Genomic DNA, 22137 nt, shown 5'->3' on the forward strand with positions numbered 1-22137 from the left:
TAAGTTTCGTCAAATGATACTAAATGTTAATTTGGCGCGAATTGGACTTTAGTACACATGTTTTACAGGAGTATGTCGCATGTTTCATGATCAAAAGATCGCCATCTATAAAGGGATCATTCAGTATTTACTGGATTCCACCAACTATTCTCTACAACGAATTGCCAACTTATCCAACTCGTCAGTAGCTCATTTGCAATTGATCCACCAATATGGTCGGTTACCAAAAGAAAGTAAGGTTGAAATCAATTTATTGAAATTGTTTACCACGGTAACTGATATGGAACTCAAGGGTGAATGGAAAGCACGTGTGCTTCTTAAGTAACAGAAGGATTTGGAGAATCAATAATGCAACCTGTGAATGAATTATTTACACAACAAGTTTTGTTTATTAATGATGTTGTAGCCATCATTGGCAAAGATCGTTTGACATTACGTCGCTGGTGGACGGATGGACGTTTTCCTAAACCCGTGAAGTTACACGGTACAACTTTGGTATGGCATAAGGACGTGATTGAGGAATGGATTAATCACAACATCAGACGAACATTTTGATTCAGGATGAAATGATGAGCAGATTTAACATATTACCAAGATTAATACGTCTCAGAGACGCACCAGCATATGTTGGTATGGATCGACATCGTTTTAATGAAGAAGTACGGCCTAGTATACGAGAAATTGTTATTGGTACACAGGGCGTGGCTTTTGATCGACTTGATTTAGACGCGTGGGTAGACGATTATATACAGTGTAGTGATCGACCCGCGGCATCCAAGCGTAGGAGTTTGGAATTATGGGACGAAAACGAATACCAGGGATCTACAAAAAAGGTAGTCACTGGCAAATTGACAAAAAAATCTTTGGATACAGACTTTGCGAAAGCACTGGTACAGGCGACCTCGAAGAAGCCGAGAAATATCTAGCAAGACGAATTGATGAAATTCGCCAAGCAACGGTATATGGTGTCAGGCCAAAGCGAAGTTTTATGGAAGCCGCGACCAAATTTCTAATGGAGAATCAGCATAAACGCAGCATTGATGACGATGCGGGGCGTTTGCGCGAAGTGGTAAAGTACATTGGTGATTTGTCGTTGGAATCTATCCATATAGGTTCGTTGCAACCCTTCATTGAAGGCAGAAGAAAGGATGGTGTATCAACGAGAACCATTAATCATGGTTTGAAGGTGGTACGGCGAATTCTGAATCTGGCAGCAAGCGAATGGATGGATGAGTTTGGCTTAACCTGGTTGGCTAATGCGCCTAAAATTAAGCTCTTACCGGAGCATGATTTGCGTAAGCCTTATCCACTGAATTGGGATGAGCAACATCGACTCTTTGATGAGTTACCGCCACACTTGGAAAAGATGGCTTTATTTGCCGTTAATACGGGTTGTCGGGATCAAGAGATATGTGAGCTGCGTTGGGAATGGGAAATTAAAATTCCTGAAATGCCGCATATTATGGTGTTTATCATACCAGCTGAGTTGGTCAAAAATGGTGAGGAACGACTGGTCGTTTGTAATGATACAGCCAGATCAGCTGTGAATGGAGAGCGTGGAAAGCATCCAACACATGTGTTCAGCTTTAAAGGCAGGCCGTTAGCTCGGATTTTATCAACGGGTTGGCGAAATGCCAGAGTTAAAGCAGAATTACCACATGTGCGAGTGCATGATTTAAAACATACGGCTCTTTCTCAAAAACGGGGGCACTTTAATCGAGTTAGTATAGACTAACCCTTTGATTTGACGGTCAAAAGGAGATTAAAGTGCCGAAGAATGATCTTATCCTAAATTTACCTGGATTTACCATCAAAAAAGTAAGTGGTTATCAACCCTTAATTTTGGAGTTATCTTATAATCGCAAAGCGCGTTGTGGCCATTGCGCTAGCAAAGAGGTTCGTAAAAAAGCGTCGTATATGCGACGGGTGGCGCATGAATTAATTGGCCACCGACGAAGCGAGTTACACTTTAAGGCTTATAAGCTGTATTGCAATAGCTGTAAGCGTTATGGGAATCAACAGTTTCCTGGGATTAATAAGTATCAACGTTCAACTTGGCGTTTGCAGGCAGCTGTTTTCCATGACCATACCCGTGGCATATCGCAAAAAGACCTTGCTAAGCAATATAGCAAAGGCAAAGCAACCATTGAGCGCTGGTATCAGCAGCACTATCGAGAACAAGAACGAGAACTAAAGAATGCACCTTGTCCAGCTGTTCTTGGAATAGATGAACATTCCTTTAGCCGTAAACAACGATATGCAACTACACTTTGCGACCTTAGAAAACATAAAGTATTTGATATTGTTAAAGGTCGTTCTTCAGCTGATTTAAAAGACTATTTTAAAAACTTGGAGGGTAAAGAGCGGGTGAAAGTCGTTTGTATTGATTTAAGCACGAGTTACCGAGCACTGGTGAAACAGCACTTTCCTAACGCGCAAATCGTGGCTGACAGATTCCATGTTATAAGACTTATTAATCAGCTCACCTTACAAACCTTTCATCAAATTGACCCAACCATCAAGTATCAGCGAGGTTTATTAGCAGCGCTTAAAACCAACCCGGAAAACTTAACAACTAAGAGGCTCTCTCTTCGTAATCACTATCTTGAACAACAGCCGGCCATTGCTGCCATTTATGATTTTAAGCAAGAACTACATCAATTACTCACTAAAAAGCATTGCACCGCTAAAGAGTGCAAACGCTTATTACCCCGTTTCTTAGAAATGATAAACGAACTTAGACACAGTCCTTTTCAACCTTTGAAAACCTTAGGAAATACCTTATTTAGATGGAAAGATGAAGTCGCAAGAATGCTCCGATTCACTAAGAACAACGGGATAACCGAAGGCTTTCATCGAAAAATGAAACTCATTCAGCGTAGAGCTTATGGGTTTAAAAACTTTGAAAATTATAGAACGCGTGTTAGGGTGCTCTGTTGCTAACGATTAGTGCCCCCGTAATTGGGAAAGACCCAAACATACCTTTGGCCGTCGGTTACGAGCTGCTGGGGTAAGTTTTGAAGACAGACAGGATTTGTTAGGACATCGTTCTGGACGGATCACCACGCACTATTCATCGGCTGAGTTACAAAACCTATTTGAGGCAGCCAATAGAGTTTGTGAGAAGCAAAAGAGTGGGGTGGTTTTGACTTTATTGCGGAACACAAATTTTAAAACCAGGAAGGTAGTAAATGGTGGTGTAAGTGCAATTTCGCTTTAGATTTTGCACACAGCTCCCGAAGAAGTCCCGAAGTGGGTTTCTAGGAGTTTAAGGTATCAAGTGTAACTTGTTGATTTATATGACTTTAATTGGTGGGCCCACTAGGACTTGAACCTAGGACCAACGGATTATGAGTCCGCTGCTCTAACCAACTGAGCTATGGGCCCGGGGAGTTGCCATTGTAATGGCTAAAAGCGTTTATTTCCACCGTTTTTTTATGATAAGGACAAGTTAATTTGTCCTTATCATAATTACTTATTAGGTTTCGTCACCTTCAAGGAAGCTACGCAGTTTCTCTGAACGAGAAGGGTGGCGTAGTTTGCGTAAGGCTTTGGCTTCGATTTGGCGGATCCGTTCGCGAGTTACGTCGAACTGTTTACCCACTTCTTCTAGCGTATGATCGGTATTCATTTCGATACCAAAGCGCATGCGCAGTACCTTTGCTTCTCTTGGGGTCAGTGTTTCTAGAATCTCTAGTGTTGCTTCACGTAAGCCTTCAGCGGTTGCGCAATCAATGGGTGATTCAATGTTGTTATCTTCGATAAAATCACCTAAATGTGAGTCGTCGTCATCGCCTACGGGTGTTTCCATGGAGATAGGTTCTTTCGCAATTTTTAATACTTTACGAATCTTATCCTCGCTTAACTCCATTTTTTCAGCTAATTCTTCAGGTGTGGCTTCGCGGCCTGTTTCCTGTAGAATTTGGCGTGAAATACGATTGAGTTTATTAATGGTCTCAATCATGTGTACCGGAATACGAATCGTACGGGCTTGGTCGGCAATAGAACGGGTGATTGCTTGCCGAATCCACCAAGTAGCATAGGTTGAGAATTTGTATCCACGGCGGTATTCGAATTTATCTACCGCTTTCATTAAACCAATGTTACCTTCTTGGATTAAATCGAGGAATTGCAAGCCGCGGTTGGTGTATTTTTTGGCAATAGAAATTACCAAACGTAAATTTGCTTCCACCATCTCTTTTTTGGCGCGTCTCGCTTTTGCTTCACCAATGGACATCTTACGGTTAATGTCTTTAATTTCGCTGATGGTCAAGCCGTATTCTTCTTCGAAGGCTGCAAGCTTGCTTTGTAGGCGCAGAATTTCATCACGATACTCTTCGATACGTTGCATTTCAAGTTTTTTACCATGATTACGGATCAAATCATCTAGCCATTTAATATCGGTTTCTTGACCTGGGAAAGTATCGATGAAGAGCTTGCGTGGAACGCGCGCTTTCTCGATGCAAAGCCGCATAACACTTCGCTCAAATTCGCGTATGTGGTTTCGTAATTGACGGAAGTGACGGGTAAGTCGATCGACTTGTCGTGAAGTCAATTTAAGTTTTAAGAAGGATTCAGACATAGTGTCTAATAACTCAACAGTTTTGCTGTTGGTTCGCCCATGCTCCTTCAGCGATTTCATCGCGTGGTGATAGTTCTCTCGCAATTCATCAAAATAGATTTTAGCTTGTTCTGGATTTGGGCCGTCGTCGGTTTCAACAATTCCTCCGCCCTCGCCATCTTCATCTTCGTCAACAGCGATTATCTCTTCCTCTTCAATGATCTCTTCTTGCTGTGATTCGTCGAGCATAGAGCCAATATTCGCTGCAGGTGCTTCTTCTTCAATATCAGCAAAGCCACTGATAATTTCGCTTAGACGCATTTCCTCTGTCGCAACACGGTCGTAATCTTGCAGCACGAGCTCTACCGTTTCTGGGTAGTGAGCAAGTGATTTTAGGACCTGGTAAATGCCTTCCTCGATACGTTTGGCAATACGTATTTCACCATCGCGGGTCAGGAGCTCGACTGTGCCCATTTCACGCATATACATACGTACTGGGTCAGTTGTACGGCCAGTTTCTTTGTCCACGGACGCGAGGACAGCTGCAGCTTCTTCGACATCTTCAGGCGCTTCTTCAGTGGTACCCAAAAGCGCTAATTCGTCATCACTTGGAGGCGTTTCGAATACTTTAATATTCATCCCCTCTAACATGCTGATGATGACATCAAAATGTTCAGTATCAACGATATTGGGGAGCAGGTCGTTAATCTGGGCATAAGTTAGGTAATTTTGCTCTTTACCCAAGCTAATGACTTTGGTGATTTGCGAGCGCTGCTGTTCTTGGTCATTCATGTTCATAGGCACTTATCAGGTGAGTGAATAAAAGCAACAAAAAAGGGTTTGATTATAAACCCGCTATCGTAAACTTGCCAGCATATTATGGGTTAAATTTTATCATTCAATTTGATGCCTCTGTTTCATCATCTCTTGTAACATTAATCTTTCAGAATCAGTTAAGCCCTGATTTCGCGATTTTGCAAGATATAATTTAATTTTATTTTCTAAATTTTGTTTTTGCAAAAATATAATTATATCCGTAAATTTTTTGATTAATTCTTCTTCTGGTTCATGATGGTCCCAGCTCGCTAATTTTCCAAGCGCTTCAAAATAGGGGGTGTCGCGCCAAGCCTCGATAAGTGTTGCTGTGTTAGCGTTTGGTGAGTTTTCAATTTGGTGTAAAAGTTTTCTCAACACCTCTTGCTCCTTACCATCAAGTACGCCAGCATTGACCTGGGCTTTGCAGGCATTATAGATTTCAGGATTTTGTATCAGCAAAGCGATTGCCAGCCGAATAGGGGAATTCGCAATTTTTTTGCTTGATTCCTGTATCTTTTGTTGAGGCTTGTCGCTGAGTATTTGTGCAATGCGGTAATTCTCAATGTGGGTCATGCGAGAGAGTTCATTGAGTAACAATTGCTTGTAGGGTCCTTCCATCATTTTTAACATATAAGGCCTAGCGGCATTGATTAATTGGCTTTTCCCAGTTACGGTAAAAATATCAATTCCTCTAGCGATAGTATCTAAGAAAAAGCGATTTAAAGGGGTTGCTTTTTTTAAACGTTCTCGAAATTTTTCCCCACCTTCTTCTCTCACAAGGCTGTCAGGGTCATGTTCTTCTGGAAGAAAGATAAAATTCACATCAAGACCTGTATTCAACTCAGGCAAACAACTCTCCAAAGCTCTCCAGGCAGCTTGTCGACCTGCCTCATCGCCATCAAAACAGAAAATAAGTTGCTTAGTGTGTTTGGCGAGGAGCTGGATATGGTAGCTGCTTGTTGCTGTTCCTAATGTGGCAACCGCGTTTCTAATACCATGTTGTGCTAAGGCAATAACATCCATGTAGCCTTCAACGATAAGGATATTATCGATAATCTGTTGTTGCTGAAGGACTTGATGTAAGCCATAAAGTTCTCGACTTTTTTGGAAAATGGTTGTTTCTGGTGAATTTAAATATTTAGGCTTTTGCTGCGGATCAATGACTCGTCCACCAAAACCAATAATGCGGCCGTGGCGGTCATGAATAGGAAACATAATGCGATGGCGATAACGGTCATACGTTTTGCCATCCTCTTTTTTAATGAGCATCCCTGTGGCAATAAGTTCGTTTTTATTCTTTTTAAATTGAGACTCGAGGGTTTGCCAGCCTGCTGGAGCATAACCTAGTTGGTATAATTTTGCTATTTCGCCACTTAAACCGCGCCCACGTAAATAGTTAATCGCTATTTCGCCCTTAGTTCTAAGGCTTTGCTGATAGAATTGGCTCACTTGTGTGAGCAGCTGATATAAGCTTAAGGCCTCTTGGTGTTTTTCACTGTTTCCTTCGCGCGGAACTTTCATTCCTATACGTGAGGCTAAAGTTTCTACTGCATCAGTAAAACCTTGATTGAGGTAGCTCATCATAAAGCTAATGGCATTGCCACTTACACCACAACCAAAGCAGTGATAAAACTGCTTTTTAGCCACCACGTTAAATGAAGGGGTTTTTTCGCTATGGAAAGGGCAGCAAGCAACGTAGCTTGTGCCTTGTTTTTTGAGGGGGACATAACTGTCAATTAGCTCGACAAGATCAATTCGGCTAAGTAGTTCATCGATGAATGGCCGCGGAATTAAGCCAGACATGAGAGGTATTAACTCAACTTAGCCTTAATTAATTGGCTGACTTTGCTCATGTCAGCTCGACCCTGCACTTGAGGCTTCAATTGCGTCATGACTTTGCCCATATCACTCATCTTGGTGGCGCCTGTATCGGCCAGGGCTTTGGCAATAAGTGCCTCAATTTCTTGATCTGACAAGGGCTCAGGCAAATAATGGCTGATGATCTCAAGTTCATATTGCTCTTGGGCAACGAGGTCATCACGCCCAGCCGTTTGGAATTGAGCGATGGACTCTTTGCGTTGCTTGGCAAGCTTGTCCAAAATGATTAACATGCGCTCATCGTCGACAACAATTCGTTCATCGACTTCGACCTGTTTGACAGCAGCAGTAACAAGACGGAGTGTGTCCAGCTTTTTTTTGTCCCTGGCACGCATAGCATCTTTGAGATCGTTACTAATACAGTCTTTAATAGTCATGATTACTTACGTCGGTGTTTGACATTGCGACGCGAAGCCGTTGTGTCACGGGAAATCTTTTTAAGATGACGTTTTACGGCAGCAGCTTGTTTGCGTTTACGCTCAGCAGTAGGTTTTTCGTAAAACTCGCGACGACGTAATTCAGTTAGAATCCCTGCTTTTTCACAGGAACGCTTGAAACGGCGTAGTGCGTATTCGGGATTTTCTCCCTCTTTCACACGAACGGTAGGCATTAATTATTTCCTCTGATTTAATTGAATACAATAGGTTGGCAATTCTAGTGCTAGTTGTAACAGTCGTCAAGTTTATTTCGATAAGTTAATTATCAACACGCCCTGGATTGTGGGTAGTTTATCTTTATATAATTGGTAAAGATGATTTATTTGGGGTATTGATGCGAGTTTTGGGGATTGAATCTTCTTGTGATGAAACTGGAGTAGCAATTTACGATTCAGAAAAAGGATTATTGGCCCATGCACTTCACTCACAAGTACTGATACACCAACGCTATGGTGGTGTGGTACCTGAGCTAGCTTCACGGGATCATGTTAAATATTTAGTACCTTTAGTGGATACTGTTCTTAGGCAAGCGGGTGTTCTGAAATCTGCTCTTGATGCTATCGCTTATACGGCTGGTCCAGGTTTAGTTGGTGCCCTTTTAACGGGAGCTTGTTTTGCGAAGAGTTTAGCATTAGGACTGAATAAGCCTGCATTGGCAATTCACCATTTAGAAGCACATTTATTGGCTGCAAAACTCGATTCACCGCAGCTTGATTTCCCTTTTTTGGCACTATTGGTTTCAGGAGGACATACACAACTTATTGAGGTGCATGGCCTAGGGGATTATCAATTGCTTGGTGATACTTTAGATGATGCAGTAGGAGAGGCTTTTGATAAGACAGCAAAATTAATGGGATTAGCTTATCCAGGCGGAGCGGTTCTCGCGAAATTAGCGGATAACTGCCTTCTAGGAACCGAAGTCTTTCCTGCTTTTCCTCGACCAATGACGGATAGACCTGGCTTAGATTTCAGCTTCAGTGGCCTTAAAACCCACGCACTAACTACATGGAATAGCAGTGCCAAGGATGATGAAGCCAGAGCAGCAATTGCAAAAGCCTTTCAGCAAGCAGTAGTAGACACGCTATTAATTAAGTGCAAACGTGCGTTGAATCAAACCGCTTGTCGAAGATTAGTAGTGGCAGGTGGGGTTGGGGCTAATCGCAGTTTACGTGTGTCATTGAGGGCTTTAATGGAAGAGCTGGGCGGAGAGGTATATTTTCCTCGCCCAGAATACTGTACAGATAATGGCGCGATGGTCGCTTTCGCAGGTTGCCTTCATTTGTTGCAAGGTAAAAAGGATCTAAGTACCGCGGTTGAAGTTAAAGCGCGCTGGCCTTTGACCGAACACAGTTTATAGTATCTTGCTCCCCTCAAGAGTAAGTAGTGAGTGGCCTCAACTTCCTTGTTGGATGGGAGGCTGAAAATCCTACGGATTTCACTGCTTTTTCTTCTTCGTTGGAGTTCTAGGCGAAGGTTTTTCTCCGGTTTCGATTACAGGCGATAAGTTATCTTTTGGTTCAGTTGATGTTTGCTTCTCTTTGATTATTGGGGATATTTTTTCTTCCGCTTCATCTGGTATTAATAGAGAGGGGTCTTCCTCTTGTTCAATTTGACTCTCCCGAATTGCTTCTGTGAGTGTGGCATCGATCTCTTCGTTTAACGAGCTGCGATTAAACTGAATTTTAGGCTCCTCGCCATCAATTAGACGGGTGATATTATTGCGGTGTTTATAAAGAATGAATAAAGCGATAAAAAAGAGAGGTGGGAAAATATCGAGTCGTCCTATTGTAAGAAGTGCGTATAAGGGGGCAAGTACCATGGAAACGATTGATGCAAGTGATGAGTACCGGGTAAAGTTGGCAACCAATAACCAAGTTGCAATCACCATAACGCCTAGAATAAAGTGTAGACCTAGTAGGGCGCCAATTGCTGTGGCGACCCCCTTGCCTCCATGAAAACCAAAAAAAGCGGGATACATATGCCCAAGAACGGTCGCTAAGCAGGTGAAGCTGACTGTAATTGGGCTCACATCAAACGCTTTGGCCAGCAGAACTGGGAGGAGTCCTTTGAGTATGTCAGCAACTAACACCATCGCTGCGTATTTTTTACCTGCTAAACGCAGAACATTGGTAGCACCTGGATTTCGTGAGCCAGAAATACGTGGATCGGGAAGAGAAAAAACTTGGCTTACTATTACTGCGGAGCAAACTGAGCCAAATACATAACCAAGTACTACAAAAAAAATAAACACCAGGGCTGCCATTGTATGTCTCCTACTACAGGAAAGATCTTAATTTGATCTTTTAACCCTGTTGTGAGTTCTGAATTTAAATCTATTATTAAGCAAACCGAGTTGGATGTGAAGCGAATTAATCGGGCAAAAACATCGCTTGTAAATTATTAGTATAGCGCCTACCAAAAGAAGTGACTTGCCAAAAATGATCATCCATGGTGATCAGGCCAATTTCTGCAGCTTTTATTAGGAATGGCTTTAAAACACTGAGTGGCAGCTCGGTCCTTTCAGTGAATAGGGACATAGGAATTGCTTGTTCTAAGCGGCTTGTATTCAGCATGAATTCAAAGAGCAATGAATCCGCACCCACTTGCTCCTCGGCCGCAAGATAGGATTTTTCTGGGTGTAGATACTCATTCGGCTGACGATGTTTTTTTAGTCGGAAAACTTGTCCTGCTTCAGTAATTTTGCCGTGTGCGCCAGCACCAACACCATAATAATCGCCAAAGAGCCAATAATTTAAGTTATGGCGGGCAAATTTTTCAGTTTTACAAAAGGCAGAGATTTCATAGCGTTGATAACCGTGTGCTGCCAAAAGGTTAAGTCCTTGCTCTTCTAGCTGACAAACTTCGTCTTCACTAGGTAGAAGCGGGGTTTTCTTGTAGAAAATGGTATTCGGTTCTATTGTTAATTGATACCAGGATAGATGCTCTGGTTCATGAGCCAGAGCCATATTCAAATCATCAAGCCCTTGGCCGGCTGATTGCCCGGGCAAGCCATGCATGAGGTCAATATTGAGATTGGTAAAACCAGCATTACGGGCAGCTTCAATCGCTTTATGTGCTTGTTTATCATCATGAATACGTCCTAACGCCTTTAAATGCAGAGGGTTAAAGCTCTGAATCCCTAAAGAGAGACGATTGATCCCTAGTTGACGATAGTCACTAAAGCGCTGCTGTTCAACAGTTCCTGGGTTAGCCTCTAGGGTAATTTCAATGTCTTTAGCAAAGTTGACTAATTTTTGCAGTTGAGTGAATAAAAGGGCATAGGCTTCTGCAGATAATAAGCTAGGTGTTCCCCCACCAATAAAAATAGTATGAATTTCGCGTGCAGGAAAACGGGCTAAATCTGCTTTAAAATCAGCGATTAAAGCGGCAATATACTCTTTTTCAGGTAAAATATCAGGACTTTTATGAGAATTAAAGTCACAGTAGGGGCATTTACGAATGCACCAAGGAATATGAATATACAAAGAGGTTGGTAACATTATTTAAATCATACTGGCTTGTTCAGAAGTGCAATAGTATCATAGTTTGTTTTGGACTACCGAGAAGCTTAGCCCGCTTATTTGGAAAGGTAATTACCAGGATGCGCGAAAAACCAATTTGCACCAATAAAACAGTAATCGCCAAGTCAAGATTATTTACAGTCGAAGAAATGAAACTTCGTTTTGCCAATGGTGCCCAGCGTTGTTTTGAGCGAATTCGTAGCCATGGTCACGGGGCGGTGTTAATTGTTGCACTAACAGCGGGCGAATCGCTACTTCTGGCGCGTGAATATGCGGCTGGAACGGATACTTACGAATTAGGCTTTCCTAAAGGGTTAATTGAAAGGGGAGAATCTTTATTTGAGGCAGCTAATCGTGAATTGCGCGAAGAAGTTGGCTTTGCAGCTAAAAAATTTGACTGGGTGAAAACGATGACTTTGGCACCTGCTTATTTTGGTGCGAAGATTGATTTAGTCATTGCGAGGGATTTATTTCCTTCGCCTCTTCCAGGAGATGAACCTGAGCCTCCCGAAGTCATTGAATGGCCTTTAAGTGCTTATCAAGAGCTTTTGGTACGTCCTGATTTTTCTGAAGCGCGCAGTATTGCTGCGCTTTTACTGGTAAAACAATGGTTAGAAAAGGGGAAGTGAACGATGAATAAACGACTTAGAATCGCTGTCACAGGTGCTGCGGGACAAATTGGATATGCTTTGTTATTCAGAATTGCCTCAGGACAAATGTTTGGTCCGCATACAGAGGTTGAATTGCACCTGCTTGAGTTGGAGCAAGCTTTACCAGCTCTTGAGGGTGTAGCTATGGAGTTAGAGGATTGTGCTTTTCCATTATTGAAAAATGTTGTTTGCACCTCTGAGCTAAAACATGCAATGGATGGCGTAAACTGGGCTTTATTAGTTGGTTCAGTACCTCGTAAACAAGGTATGGAGCGTTCTGATTTACTGCAAATCAATGGCGGAATCTTTACTAAACAAGGAAAAGCCATTAATGACTATGCGGCTCAAGATGTTCGCGTTTTTGTAGTAGGAAATCCTTGCAACACAAACTGCCTAATTGCTAAACATCATGCAAGGGATGTACCTGATGATCGTTTTTATGCAATGACTACTTTGGATGAGCTGCGTGCACGTGCTCAGCTTGCAAAAAAAGCTGGTGTTGATGTTACGCGTGTAAGCCAAATGACGATTTGGGGTAATCATTCTTCTACACAATACCCTGATTTTTACAATGCAAAAATCAATGGGTTTTCAGCAGCGACAGTTATTGATGATGAAGATTGGTTGAAAAACACATTCGTTTCAACAATACAACAACGAGGGGCTGCTATCATTAAAGCACGTGGCGCTTCATCAGCTGCTTCTGCTGCGAATGCCATCATCCATGGTGTTGGTTGCTTAACTAACGATACACCTCCAATGGAGTCTTTCTCAGTTTGCCGCAGCTCTCAAGGAGAGTATGGAGTAGATGAAGGCTTAATTTTCTCTTTCCCTTGCCGTCACGAACACAACGACGTGCACGTAGTGGAAAATTTGAAATTCAATGAGTATAGCCAAGCAAAATTCAATGAAACCTTAAATGAGCTTCGTCAAGAACGCGATGCGGTTAAAGAGCTGGGTTTGCTTGATTAAATTTGTCGCAGCCAGCTTTCTACAGCTCTTGACATTATGTTAAGACTTTAATCCGAGCCGCGCGCGTGAGCAAGCAGATATAAGAGCACTACTTCCTATCCGCCCTCACGATCGCGGCTCGGATTTTCATAACTTAATGCAATGGGACTGAGCATTTCCCCTAAAAGTTATAGTTTCGATTTGACAAAGCGAGAACTTCTCTTCTACCCTTTTACTGTTGATATTTAAACACCAACTTTTAAGAATGGAACTTGATTTGCTTGGAAAATAAACCTAATACTTTATGAACTTATAAGGAGATTGGTCATGAAAGCGATTAAAACTCTGTTATCTGTTGCAGTGTTATGTGTAATCAGTGTTGGGGCTGCAAATGCGGCATGGATGTGCTCAGTGTCTGATGCTAAACAATTGACTTTTACTGGCACAGGTAATGATCGGGCAAGTGCACTTGCTAGTGCTATGGCTGCTTGCTCTAAAGGTTCAACTTATGCAAAAAATTGCGTAGTGCAAAATTGCTCTCAGCAATAATTCTCTGCTCTATCAGGGTAAGGGAATAAAAACAACAAAAATGCCCTTACCCGCTGATTATTATCCAACAGAAGCGTAATAACTGAATGGAACGAATAGTTCTTTCCCATCTATTTTGACCTGGGCAAAAAGTTTTATCGCTCCTGCTTTTTGCGGCTCAATATGGAAGTTAAGTTCAGGACCCCCTCTATCTGTCGCTTGCGAAGGCTCTGTTCCCATCGGATGAACATGCATTACCGTATTAAAATCATCGCTAAACCCAACGATATGGGCATAAGCACCCATGATGGGTTCTAAATTGTGCACGGGATTACCCTGTGCATCAGTGATGTCAATTTTTCCCATTGTTGCTTTACCCAGCTCTAGCTTAGGTTTATCAAAAGATAATTTAAATTTGTATCCACCAACGACACTCTCAGTGGTAATGCGAGGAATAATTTGAGCAAAATTAGATTTGGATTTGTATAAGTCAGCGATGATGTACTCTTGTTTCATAGTATTCACAGGCACAAGATCAGCCCAAATACGGTAATTTGCGTCCTTTTTCTTTGGTTTCCAAGAAAATTGATAGACACCAGGTTCTTCTGTAGCGACAGGATGGACGTGACTGTAATCACTAAGGCTGTCGTCAATGATGAGCATGTGGATTTTCTGAGTGTGTACTTCATTGAGATCTTGCAAATGTATGGGCTTATTGGTTCCAATCTCAGTTAATTTTACAAAAACTAAATCCTTCCCGCGCCCGCTTACTATTCGTTCCACTGACATTTTAATTGACGGTTGATCGTTTTTTCCTACTATTCTCGAATGACGGTGCATTTCATTCGTATGTGCCAAGCAGAAGGGTTGATAAAATAAGCCTAGAAAAAAAATGCTTAAACCGAAAAAAAATTTAACTATCGTGTGTAAATTGGTCACTATGTAAGTCTCCAGAGTTACTACTCATACGTTTTTCTCGCCGCTTTTCCATCGCATTATATATTGTTGGTACAACAATCATATTCAACAGGGTGGAAGTAAAGAGTCCACCTAATAACACTTGGGCTAAAGGCCTCTCCAGCTCTTTACCTACTGGTGAACCCCACAGCAAAGGGATTAAGCCTAAAGCAGCGGTAGCAGCAGTCATTAAAACTGGGACAAGCCGATCAAGGGTACCTTGGACTACAATGTCCTGTAATGGTTTGCCTTCTGACTTCAATTGGTTGAAATGACTGACCAAAATAATACCATTGCGAGCAGCAATTCCAAAGAGGGTAATAAAACCAATCATCGCTGCTATGCTCATTTCACCGCTGGCGAAATAAAGTGATAAAACACCGCCGATTAGTGCTAATGGTAAGTTACAAAGGACCAAAAGGGCTTCGCCCAATTTTCCAAATGCTTTATACAAGAGAAGTAGCATGGCTATAACGGCTAAAATACCCAAAAATAAGATTGTTCGGGTTGCTTGTTGCTGGCTTTTAAATTGTCCGCCATATTGAATAAAATAGCCGTTGGGAAGTTGTATCTTTTCTTTAATTTGCTGCTGAACCTCCTGAATTACACTGCCTAGATCACGTCCTGCTACGTTAAAGCCAACTGAAATCATCCGTTGTGTATTTTCGCGACTAATCGAGAAAGGTTGTTCTTCTTCCCCAATTTGTGCTACTGCCCGCAAAGGGATTTTACCGCCATTCTCTATTCCTGCACCGTGGGCATCGATTAACATGTCTTGTACTGCCCTAACAGTGTCCCTTCCTGATTCGGCCATGCGTAGGTAAAGATCAAAACTTCGCTGTCCCTCCAATACACTAGAAACACGGACTCCGTTGAGCAAAGTTTGCACATCTTCGGAAATTTGTCCCACATTAATGCCATAACGTGCTGCTTTCTCGCGATCAATCTTAATGATTAATTGTGGGACGTTGATTTGCTGCTCTCTATTGACATCGACAATACCAGGAATTTTTTTGAGCAATGATTCTACTGACGCGCCTAATTGATTAAGCGTTTGGAGATTGTCGCCAAAAATTTTTATTGCAATCTGTGAGCGAACCCCTGAAAGCACTTCATCCATGCGGTGAGCAATAAATTGGCCTATATTAAAAACAGCACCAGGAATATTTGCCAAGTCTTGGCGAATTCTCTTAATTAATTCGACCGATCGCATGCTTTTATCTTTATCAAAATTAAGATTCACATCGAATTCGCTCACATTAGGAGGTAATGCATCTTCGTCAATTGCACTTCGTCCCGCACGCTGAGAAATAGAGGTTACTTGCGGGTATTTGAGTAATTCTTTACGAACTTGTTCGCCAATTCGCATCGATTCACTGAGTGAGGTGCCAGGTAGGGTGGTCATGGCGATAATGTAATTGCCCTCATGAAATTCTGGAAGGAAGGCAGTACCAAAGAAGGGTAGCAAAGCAAGAGCAAGTAAAATTCCTAAACCGGCGAAGCTCATTATGGACCAAAGATGGTTCAAAGCCCAATTTAGAATACGCTGAAAATGAGCTTTAAGAAGCTTGGCAAAGGGCGTTTCTTTCTCTACAAAACTGGCTTCTGGATTTTCTGTCATTTGCGCAATTCGTTCTGCGTTTGTCATCGGATGCAAAACGATATTTTGTTCATTTTGTTTTTCCCGACGATAAACTAAAAGCAGGTAACACAATGCAGGAACCATAGTAATGGAAACAACCAGTGAGCCAATCACTGATGCAATATACGCTACAGCTAAAGGACCAAAAATTCGCTCTGCAATACCGGATAGAAAAAAAATAGGGAGAAACACCAGGCTAATAATCAAAGTGGCATAAATCACAGAATTTCTAATTTCGAGAATTGAATCGAAAACAACTTCGATTGCAGGTTGAGGAGAAATAGATAAGCGATTTAATTGTAAGCGGCGTAAGACATTTTCTACGGTAATAATCCCGTCATCGACAACTTCACCAATGGCTATGGCAATTCCTCCAAGCGTCATTGCATTAATTCCAAAACCAAACAGGTGCAGTACTAAAATACCAAGAATAAAGGAAACGGGCATTGCCAAGAAGGTGATCAATGACGCACGAATATTCATTAAAAAGATGAATAATACGATGATCACAATGAGCGCACCCTCGAGTAACGCCCAGCTCAGATTCTTAATGGCTGATTCAATGAAATTAGCTTGGCGAAAGACATTGGTATACAATTTTATGCCAGGTGGGAGCGAAGCTTTGATTTCATCTAACGCTTCTTGGACTTTGGAAGTGGTTGCTAGGGTATCAGCACCATACGTTTTGGAAATAGTGCCTATCACAGCATGATCGAAATTATAAGCAGCATCGCCTCTTTTGATTTCGCCACCGAAAGCCACCGTAGCAACGTTATCAACGGTAATTGGGATCCCTTCTCGTGTGGTAATAAGCGTTTTTTTTATGTCCTCGAGCGTTTTTACTCGACCAATTGCGCCAATAGTGAGTTCTGTCCCTGATCGTTGTAAAAAGGCGCCGGGAACATTGCGATTTGAATTTGCTAAGGCTTGGCTCACTTCTTCCACACTCACTCGATAAGCTAGCATGCGGGCAGGATCTAAGAGCACTTGATATTGTTTTACTTCACCTCCCAGTGAAACCACAGAGGCAACGCCGCCCAGCGCCAATATCCTTGGGCGGATCACCCAATCGGAGATAGTACGCAATTCTTCTGGTGATACAGTATTGCTAACCAGAGCATATTTCATGAGCCAGCCTACAACAGAGATGACCGGTAACATGACTGGATTTGAACCGGGAGGTAATTGGCCCATCACTTGTTGAATCCGCTCGTTAATCAACTGCCTATCGCGATAGATATCTGTTTTATCAGCAAAAACAACAGTAATCGTAGACAACCCAACTGTCGTTTTAGAACGGACATGGGTTACTCCAGGGGTCCCATTGATAGCGCTTTCTAAAGGATATGTGATTAAGGCTTCTACTTCTTGCGGTGCTAGCCCAGGTGCTTGAGTTTGTATAGTGACTTGTGGCGGGGCGAATTCAGGAAAAACATCCACCGGCATTTTCGTTAAGGTATAACCTCCATAGAGGCAAATGCCAATGGTGATGGCTAAGATAAGAAGACGATTTTTTAAAGACCAGCTAATTAGGTATTGAAACATTTCAGCCGATCCCTTTGCCAGTTAGTCATTTCTTTCTTCTACAGGTTGAGGCTTACTGCCTGTTAGCCAGTATGTATAAAGCTGACGATTACCTTGAGTTACGACTTCATCACCAGCCGCTAAACCGCTTAGAATTTCCGTATAGTTATCATCACTGATTCCTGGTTTAACTATAACATGTTGGTAAACATTCCCTTGTTTTTTAAAAACAAATTTTTCATTGTTCGCTTCCATGATCGCTGCATTAGGAATAACTAAGGCTGATTTGTTTTCCTGCAATACGAGATAAGCACGGGTAAACATGCCTGGTTTTAATAAGTCTTTGGGATTATCAAGAAGAATTTGGACATTCACTGTGCGAGTGAGCGGATCGAGGTTGGGTTCGATAAGGGAGACTTTTCCTTTAAAGATTTGTTTTGGATAACTTAAGACATGTAATCTAGCCTCTTGCCCCACCTGCACTTTTCCTAAGTCTTCTTCATAAGCTTTTGCAATCACAAGTAGTTTTGAGCGATCGGAAATGTGAAAAAGCACTGTATTTGGTGCTACTGCTTGACCAAGATTCACATTGCGTGCATCGATAACGCCGCTCATTGGGGCATTCATGACGACACTGGGTGGCGGAGCGCCTATCAGAAGGGATTGTACTTTTAAAAGAGGTTGGCCAGTTTTCACTTTATCGCCTAAATTTGCATAAAGCTCAGTCACATTTCCTGAGATCCTCACACTCACATCAGCTTGGGCGTTGGGTAATAACTGAATTTCCCCATTGAGTCCCAGTGTCTCCTCAAGGGGTTTAGTGATGGCTCTAACGGTTTTAAGATCCATAAGTCTGGATTGTTCTGCGTTAAGTGAAAATGAGCTGGGGGGAGGCCCTGAAATCTCGAAACGTTCTCCGTGGGCAAATACGAGAGATGCCTTGATTAAGACGGCGAGAAAAACAAGGGATTGTAATGCAGTTAGCTTAAGGTTATTTTGGGAAATCATTTAAATTCCTTTTATCAGTCAAATAGGAACACAATGAAATATTGCCGCCATTACCAAGTGCTGTACAAAATTTAACTAATGATTGTAAGTATTTTTCGAGCATATTGAGATAGGCTACTTGGAGATCATTTTGTTGACGCTGTATTTGTAATACTTCCAGAAGTGACACTTGGCCATTTTTATAGGCGTCTCTTGCTAATTTAACATTGCGGTAGGTGAGTTTTACGGTTTTTTGACGAGATTGTTCGAGTGCTTTTTCTAACGCTTTTAATTGCGCATAATTGCTGGCCACTTCAGTTTGAATCGCTAATTTCAAAGCTTTCATTTTCCCAAGCGCTTGTGTGCCCACTGCACTTGCTTCCATGATCTTACCCTGATTTGCATTAAACAAAGGGAATGGGACAGCTAAGCCAACACTCAGGGCGCGATCCGGTTTTTGTGGATCACCCCCTTCGACAAATATTTTGCTTTGTTGAAAAGCGACACCTACTGTCCAATCAGCCCATCGTTCAGACCGGGCTAGCCGTTGAGAAGCTTGAGCACGATTTAAGCTGAGCTGAAGTAATTGCATATCTGGGCGCTCCTTTAGTGCTAAGGCTTGAGCATCAGTCACGCTGGTTGTTATTAGCCCTGATTTAGGTAGCGATTTATCGAGAAGTAAGGGGGCGCCTGCCTCACGGCCTATTAATTGGTTAAGCTGGGCAATTTGACTGATGCGTAGACTTTCTAATATCTGTTTTTCTTGGAAAATACGTTGGTATTCTAAGTTGGCTGAATTGGTGTCGAGCTCAGATACTTCAGCGGCATGAAAACGGTTTTCAGTGACTTGCACTAATTTTTTGTTAATTGCTAAAAGATTTTTAAGCTGTTTTAAACGATAATCGGTAATTAGAATAGCATAGTAACTTTCAGCAACTGCGCCTTTGAGTTTGCGTTTAGCATCTTTGATTTCAGCCATAGCAATAGCAATATCAACGCGGGCAACATTTTTTTGGCGACCAATTCGACCAGAAATTGGAAAATTTTGGCTAAAACCTGCACTTCGTGTATATTCACCTTCCCTGGTAAAGAATTGATCGTCAATGTTATTCAGGTTTAGACTTGGGTTTGGCCATAATCCTGCTTGCACTAAGCGTGCTTGCGCTATCGCAACATTGTACCGGGCTGCCTTTAAGTCATTGTTATTTTGGATTGCTATTTGAGCTAATTGATTAACGGTTAAACTTTGTGACGCACTGCTGATGGGTGTTCTGGCGAGCATGCTGATAATAAAAAGCCAAGCGATTAAAGTAAAACGCTTGTTTCTCATAGGGTTATCCAGCGTAAGCGGAGTGCATTGAGAATGACAGACACAGAACTAAGCGACATCGCTGCCGCTGCTATCATTGGATTTAAGAGTAATCCTATGAAAGGATAAAGTACCCCTGCGGCTATAGGTATACCTAATGCATTATAAACAAAAGCAAAAAAGAGGTTTTGGCGTATGTTTCGCATGGTCGCTTCAGAAAGATGACGAGCTTTAACGATGCCATGTAAATCGCCGTGAAGCAAGGTAACGCCAGCACTTTCTATGGCAACGTCAGTGCCCGTCCCCATGGCAATGCCGATGTCAGCTTTAGCGAGAGCAGGAGCATCATTGACTCCATCTCCAGCCATAGCAACAACTCGGCCTTTTTCCTGTAATTCAGTCACAATACGACTTTTGTCAGCGGGTAAAACTTCGGCAATCACTGTTTTGATGCCAATCTTTTCGGCGACTGCATTAGCGGTTTTCTGGTTATCGCCAGTGAGCATGACAATATCGATTCCTTTATCTTGTAAGGCTTTTATGGCATCGCCTGTGCTGGATTTGATCGGATCTTCTACGGCTAAAATGGCGGAAATTTGATTATCAATTGCTATGAACATCACTGAAGCGCCTTTTGCCCTAAGTTCGTCAGCATTCATGGAAAGGACTTGATAATCTATCCCTAATTCTTGCATTAACGCCGAAGTGCCAATCACGATAGCACGATTTTCAACGCTACCGCGTACCCCTTTACCGGTTATTGCTTCAAACTGACTAACCGGGGCGAGTGATAAATTTTTCTCTTTGGCACATGCCACAATCGCATGCGCTAAAGGGTGTTCGCTATGATGCTCCACCGAGGCGGCGAAGGTGAGTACTTCGTCCTCTGCAAATGTTTTTAAGGTTATAATTTGGGTTAATTTGGGATGGCCTTCAGTCAGAGTCCCTGTTTTATCAACGACTAAGGTATTTATTTTTTCCATATGTTCGAGTGCTTCAGCGTCTTTGATGAGTACGCCATTTCCCGCGCCTTTACCCACTCCAACCATAATCGACATCGGCGTTGCGAGTCCTAAAGCGCAGGGACAAGCAATGATTAATACCGAAACAGCAGCGATGAGTCCATAGCTGAGCGAGGGGGATGGGCCGAAGATAAACCATAAAGCAAAGGCTAATAGGGCTACGAATATGACAACAGGTACAAACAAGCCAGAAACGGCATCGGCCAAACGTTGAATTGGTGCCCGGCTGCGTTGTGCATCACTAACCATCTGGACAATCCGTGAAAGCATTGTATCGCTACCCACATGGATAGCTCTCATAACAAAGCTGCCGCTTAGATTAATGGTGGCGCCAATGAGTTTATCACCAACCCTTTTGCTAACGGGTAACGATTCGCCAGTGACCATTGACTCATCGACGTTCGATTGACCCTCGACAAGCTCGCCATCCACAGGAATTTTCTCACCGGGTCGTACACGTAACAAATCTCCTACGAAAACTTGATCGAGCGATACCACTGTTTCTTGATTATTTTTATCGAGGCGATACGCTGTTTCGGGGGCTAATTTCAATAATGCCCGTATGGCCCCCCCTGTTTTTTCTCGTGCTTTTAATTCAAGTACTTGCCCAAGTAAAACTAAAGTTGTAATGACCGCGGCTGCTTCAAAATAAACGCTTATCATCCTATGTTCATTGAGCAAACTCTTAGGGAAAAAGCCAGGAAATAAAGTGGCTACGACACTATATCCCCATGCTACAGCGGTACCCATTGCAATCAAAGTGAACATATTTAATCGACGGGTTTTTAACGATTGCCAACCCCGTTGGAAAAAAGGCCAACCACACCAGAGGACAACTGGAGTCGCTAAAACCAATTGAATCCAAATTGATAATGGGATAGGAAGCCAGTTTGCGAAAGCGTATTCACCCATTGCCAGTATGAATACTGGAACACTGAGTAATAAGGCAATCCAAAATCTTTGTCGCATGTCAACATATTCTGGGTTACTCGTTTCTTCACTAATTGCCTCAGGCTCTAATGCCATGCCACAAATTGGACAACTTCCAGGCTTTTCTTGGCGAATTTCGAGGTGCATTGGGCAGGTATATATGACTACACCGTTTACCAGTTGAGATTTTGGAATTTTTTTTGAGTGGTTCATTGAATGGCAGCAACTTTTTTTTTCTTTTGGGGGGTGTTGATGTTCCATAGCCTACCATCCTATGTTCTGCAGTTTTGATATATCTATTCTAGCAATGGTGGGAAGACAACTCTACATGAGATATTTGTATTGCAAGTTATTCTGTTCTACATTTAGCAGGTAGTAATTAAAAATTGAAGATATTTAACTTATTGGATTATTGGGAATTTTG

The 22137-nt window shown here is 42.3% G+C and carries 19 protein-coding genes, 1 tRNA gene and 1 pseudogene; 9 read left to right on the forward strand and 12 right to left on the reverse strand.

Annotated elements, in window-relative coordinates; genetic code table 11:
- Positions 1-79: 79 nt before the first annotated feature.
- The 5 genes and pseudogenes from LMI_RS03570 to LMI_RS15580 all read left to right on the forward strand — a co-directional run.
- Positions 80-325, forward strand: a complete 246-nt coding sequence (locus LMI_RS03570; RefSeq protein WP_045098566.1) for a hypothetical protein — start codon at positions 80-82, stop codon at positions 323-325.
- A gap of 23 nt (positions 326-348) precedes the next feature.
- Entirely contained in the window at positions 349-555 is a 207-nt protein-coding gene (locus LMI_RS03575; RefSeq protein WP_028384343.1) for a helix-turn-helix transcriptional regulator, read from the forward strand.
- 241 nt (positions 556-796) lie between these two features.
- Positions 797-1735 (forward strand): site-specific integrase, encoded by a 939-nt coding sequence (locus LMI_RS03585; RefSeq protein WP_143001049.1) that lies wholly within the window; start codon positions 797-799, stop codon positions 1733-1735.
- Between the two features lie 32 nt (positions 1736-1767).
- Positions 1768-2943 (forward strand): ISL3 family transposase, encoded by a 1176-nt coding sequence (locus LMI_RS03590; RefSeq protein WP_045098007.1) that lies wholly within the window; start codon positions 1768-1770, stop codon positions 2941-2943.
- Between the two features lie 31 nt (positions 2944-2974).
- Positions 2975-3220, forward strand: a pseudogene (locus LMI_RS15580) (site-specific integrase); the annotation flags it as partial.
- 90 nt (positions 3221-3310) lie between these two features.
- Here the strand turns inward: LMI_RS15580 and LMI_RS03595 are convergent.
- The 5 genes from LMI_RS03595 to rpsU all read right to left on the reverse strand — a co-directional run bounded on the left by LMI_RS03595 (position 3311) and on the right by rpsU (position 7865).
- Positions 3311-3387 (reverse strand) — tRNA-Ile (locus tag LMI_RS03595).
- A gap of 91 nt (positions 3388-3478) precedes the next feature.
- Entirely contained in the window at positions 3479-5359 is a 1881-nt protein-coding gene (gene rpoD, locus LMI_RS03600; RefSeq protein WP_045098568.1) for an RNA polymerase sigma factor RpoD, read from the reverse strand.
- A 96-nt stretch (positions 5360-5455) separates the two neighbouring features.
- A complete protein-coding gene (gene dnaG, locus LMI_RS03605; RefSeq protein WP_045098569.1) occupies positions 5456-7180 on the reverse strand; it encodes a DNA primase in 1725 nt (574 codons plus the stop codon).
- Between the two features lie 8 nt (positions 7181-7188).
- On the reverse strand, positions 7189-7632 hold the full coding sequence (locus LMI_RS03610) for a GatB/YqeY domain-containing protein (RefSeq protein WP_045098570.1): 444 nt from the start codon (positions 7630-7632) through the stop codon (positions 7189-7191).
- A 2-nt stretch (positions 7633-7634) separates the two neighbouring features.
- On the reverse strand, positions 7635-7865 hold the full coding sequence (gene rpsU / locus LMI_RS03615) for a 30S ribosomal protein S21 (protein WP_045098571.1): 231 nt from the start codon (positions 7863-7865) through the stop codon (positions 7635-7637).
- 161 nt (positions 7866-8026) lie between these two features.
- Here rpsU and tsaD point away from each other — a divergent pair, with 161 nt between their 5' ends.
- Entirely contained in the window at positions 8027-9049 is a 1023-nt protein-coding gene (tsaD, locus tag LMI_RS03620; RefSeq protein ID WP_045098572.1) for a tRNA (adenosine(37)-N6)-threonylcarbamoyltransferase complex transferase subunit TsaD, read from the forward strand.
- Between the two features lie 78 nt (positions 9050-9127).
- On the opposite strand, the gene plsY is transcribed toward tsaD, so the two are convergent.
- Complete coding sequence (plsY, locus tag LMI_RS03625) at positions 9128-9955, reverse strand: glycerol-3-phosphate 1-O-acyltransferase PlsY (RefSeq protein WP_045098573.1); 828 nt, start codon at positions 9953-9955, stop codon at positions 9128-9130.
- A gap of 106 nt (positions 9956-10061) precedes the next feature.
- Positions 10062-11192 carry a radical SAM family heme chaperone HemW gene (hemW, locus tag LMI_RS03630; RefSeq protein ID WP_045098574.1) on the reverse strand — a complete coding sequence of 377 codons (1131 nt, stop codon included), beginning with the start codon at positions 11190-11192 and terminating at the stop codon, positions 10062-10064.
- A 101-nt stretch (positions 11193-11293) separates the two neighbouring features.
- Between hemW and nudE the strand changes: the two genes are divergently transcribed.
- From nudE to LMI_RS03645, 3 genes are all read left to right on the forward strand, one after another.
- Entirely contained in the window at positions 11294-11842 is a 549-nt protein-coding gene (gene nudE, locus LMI_RS03635) for an ADP compounds hydrolase NudE (RefSeq protein ID WP_045098575.1), read from the forward strand.
- Positions 11843-11845: 3 nt separating this feature from the next.
- Positions 11846-12835 (forward strand): malate dehydrogenase, encoded by a 990-nt coding sequence (locus tag LMI_RS03640; protein WP_045098576.1) that lies wholly within the window; start codon positions 11846-11848, stop codon positions 12833-12835.
- 306 nt (positions 12836-13141) lie between these two features.
- A complete protein-coding gene (locus LMI_RS03645) occupies positions 13142-13363 on the forward strand; it encodes a hypothetical protein (protein WP_045098577.1) in 222 nt (73 codons plus the stop codon).
- Between the two features lie 60 nt (positions 13364-13423).
- Here the strand turns inward: LMI_RS03645 and LMI_RS03650 are convergent, their stop codons facing one another.
- The 5 genes from LMI_RS03650 to LMI_RS03670 are packed head-to-tail and all read right to left on the reverse strand — an operon-like array spanning position 13424 to position 21974.
- Entirely contained in the window at positions 13424-14281 is an 858-nt protein-coding gene (locus LMI_RS03650; protein WP_045098578.1) for a DUF8832 domain-containing protein, read from the reverse strand.
- Positions 14256-17486 (reverse strand): efflux RND transporter permease subunit, encoded by a 3231-nt coding sequence (locus LMI_RS03655; RefSeq protein WP_045098579.1) that lies wholly within the window; start codon positions 17484-17486, stop codon positions 14256-14258. Before LMI_RS03655 ends, LMI_RS03650 begins: the two co-directional genes overlap by 26 nt.
- Positions 17487-17507: 21 nt before the next feature.
- Positions 17508-18473, reverse strand: a complete 966-nt coding sequence (locus LMI_RS03660) for an efflux RND transporter periplasmic adaptor subunit (protein WP_045098580.1) — start codon at positions 18471-18473, stop codon at positions 17508-17510.
- Positions 18457-19782, reverse strand: a complete 1326-nt coding sequence (locus LMI_RS03665; RefSeq protein WP_045098581.1) for a TolC family protein — start codon at positions 19780-19782, stop codon at positions 18457-18459. Before LMI_RS03665 ends, LMI_RS03660 begins: the two co-directional genes overlap by 17 nt.
- A complete protein-coding gene (locus LMI_RS03670; protein WP_045098582.1) occupies positions 19779-21974 on the reverse strand; it encodes a copper-transporting P-type ATPase in 2196 nt (731 codons plus the stop codon). Before LMI_RS03670 ends, LMI_RS03665 begins: the two co-directional genes overlap by 4 nt.
- Between the last annotated feature and the right edge of the window lie 163 nt (positions 21975-22137).

Origin of the sequence: Legionella micdadei, from assembly GCF_000953635.1 — a bacterium.
Classification (GTDB): Bacteria; Pseudomonadota; Gammaproteobacteria; order Legionellales; family Legionellaceae; genus Tatlockia; species Tatlockia micdadei.

Coding starts and splice junctions, on each gene's coding strand:
- LMI_RS03645 (WP_045098577.1), top strand. CDS start 13,142: ATGAAAGCGATTAAAACTCTGTTATCTGTTGCAGTGTTATGTGTAATC.
- LMI_RS03640 (WP_045098576.1), top strand. CDS start 11,846: ATGAATAAACGACTTAGAATCGCTGTCACAGGTGCTGCGGGACAAATT.
- dnaG (WP_045098569.1), bottom strand. CDS start 7,180: ATGTCTGGCTTAATTCCGCGGCCATTCATCGATGAACTACTTAGCCGA.
- rpoD (WP_045098568.1), bottom strand. CDS start 5,359: ATGAACATGAATGACCAAGAACAGCAGCGCTCGCAAATCACCAAAGTC.
- nudE (WP_045098575.1), top strand. CDS start 11,294: ATGCGCGAAAAACCAATTTGCACCAATAAAACAGTAATCGCCAAGTCA.
- LMI_RS03670 (WP_045098582.1), bottom strand. CDS start 21,974: ATGGAACATCAACACCCCCCAAAAGAAAAAAAAAGTTGCTGCCATTCA.
- LMI_RS03610 (WP_045098570.1), bottom strand. CDS start 7,632: ATGACTATTAAAGACTGTATTAGTAACGATCTCAAAGATGCTATGCGT.
- tsaD (WP_045098572.1), top strand. CDS start 8,027: ATGCGAGTTTTGGGGATTGAATCTTCTTGTGATGAAACTGGAGTAGCA.
- LMI_RS03575 (WP_028384343.1), top strand. CDS start 349: ATGCAACCTGTGAATGAATTATTTACACAACAAGTTTTGTTTATTAAT.
- LMI_RS03585 (WP_143001049.1), top strand. CDS start 797: ATGGGACGAAAACGAATACCAGGGATCTACAAAAAAGGTAGTCACTGG.
- LMI_RS03570 (WP_045098566.1), top strand. CDS start 80: ATGTTTCATGATCAAAAGATCGCCATCTATAAAGGGATCATTCAGTAT.
- plsY (WP_045098573.1), bottom strand. CDS start 9,955: ATGGCAGCCCTGGTGTTTATTTTTTTTGTAGTACTTGGTTATGTATTT.
- rpsU (WP_045098571.1), bottom strand. CDS start 7,865: ATGCCTACCGTTCGTGTGAAAGAGGGAGAAAATCCCGAATACGCACTA.
- LMI_RS03665 (WP_045098581.1), bottom strand. CDS start 19,782: ATGAGAAACAAGCGTTTTACTTTAATCGCTTGGCTTTTTATTATCAGC.
- LMI_RS03660 (WP_045098580.1), bottom strand. CDS start 18,473: ATGATTTCCCAAAATAACCTTAAGCTAACTGCATTACAATCCCTTGTT.
- hemW (WP_045098574.1), bottom strand. CDS start 11,192: ATGTTACCAACCTCTTTGTATATTCATATTCCTTGGTGCATTCGTAAA.
- LMI_RS03655 (WP_045098579.1), bottom strand. CDS start 17,486: ATGTTTCAATACCTAATTAGCTGGTCTTTAAAAAATCGTCTTCTTATC.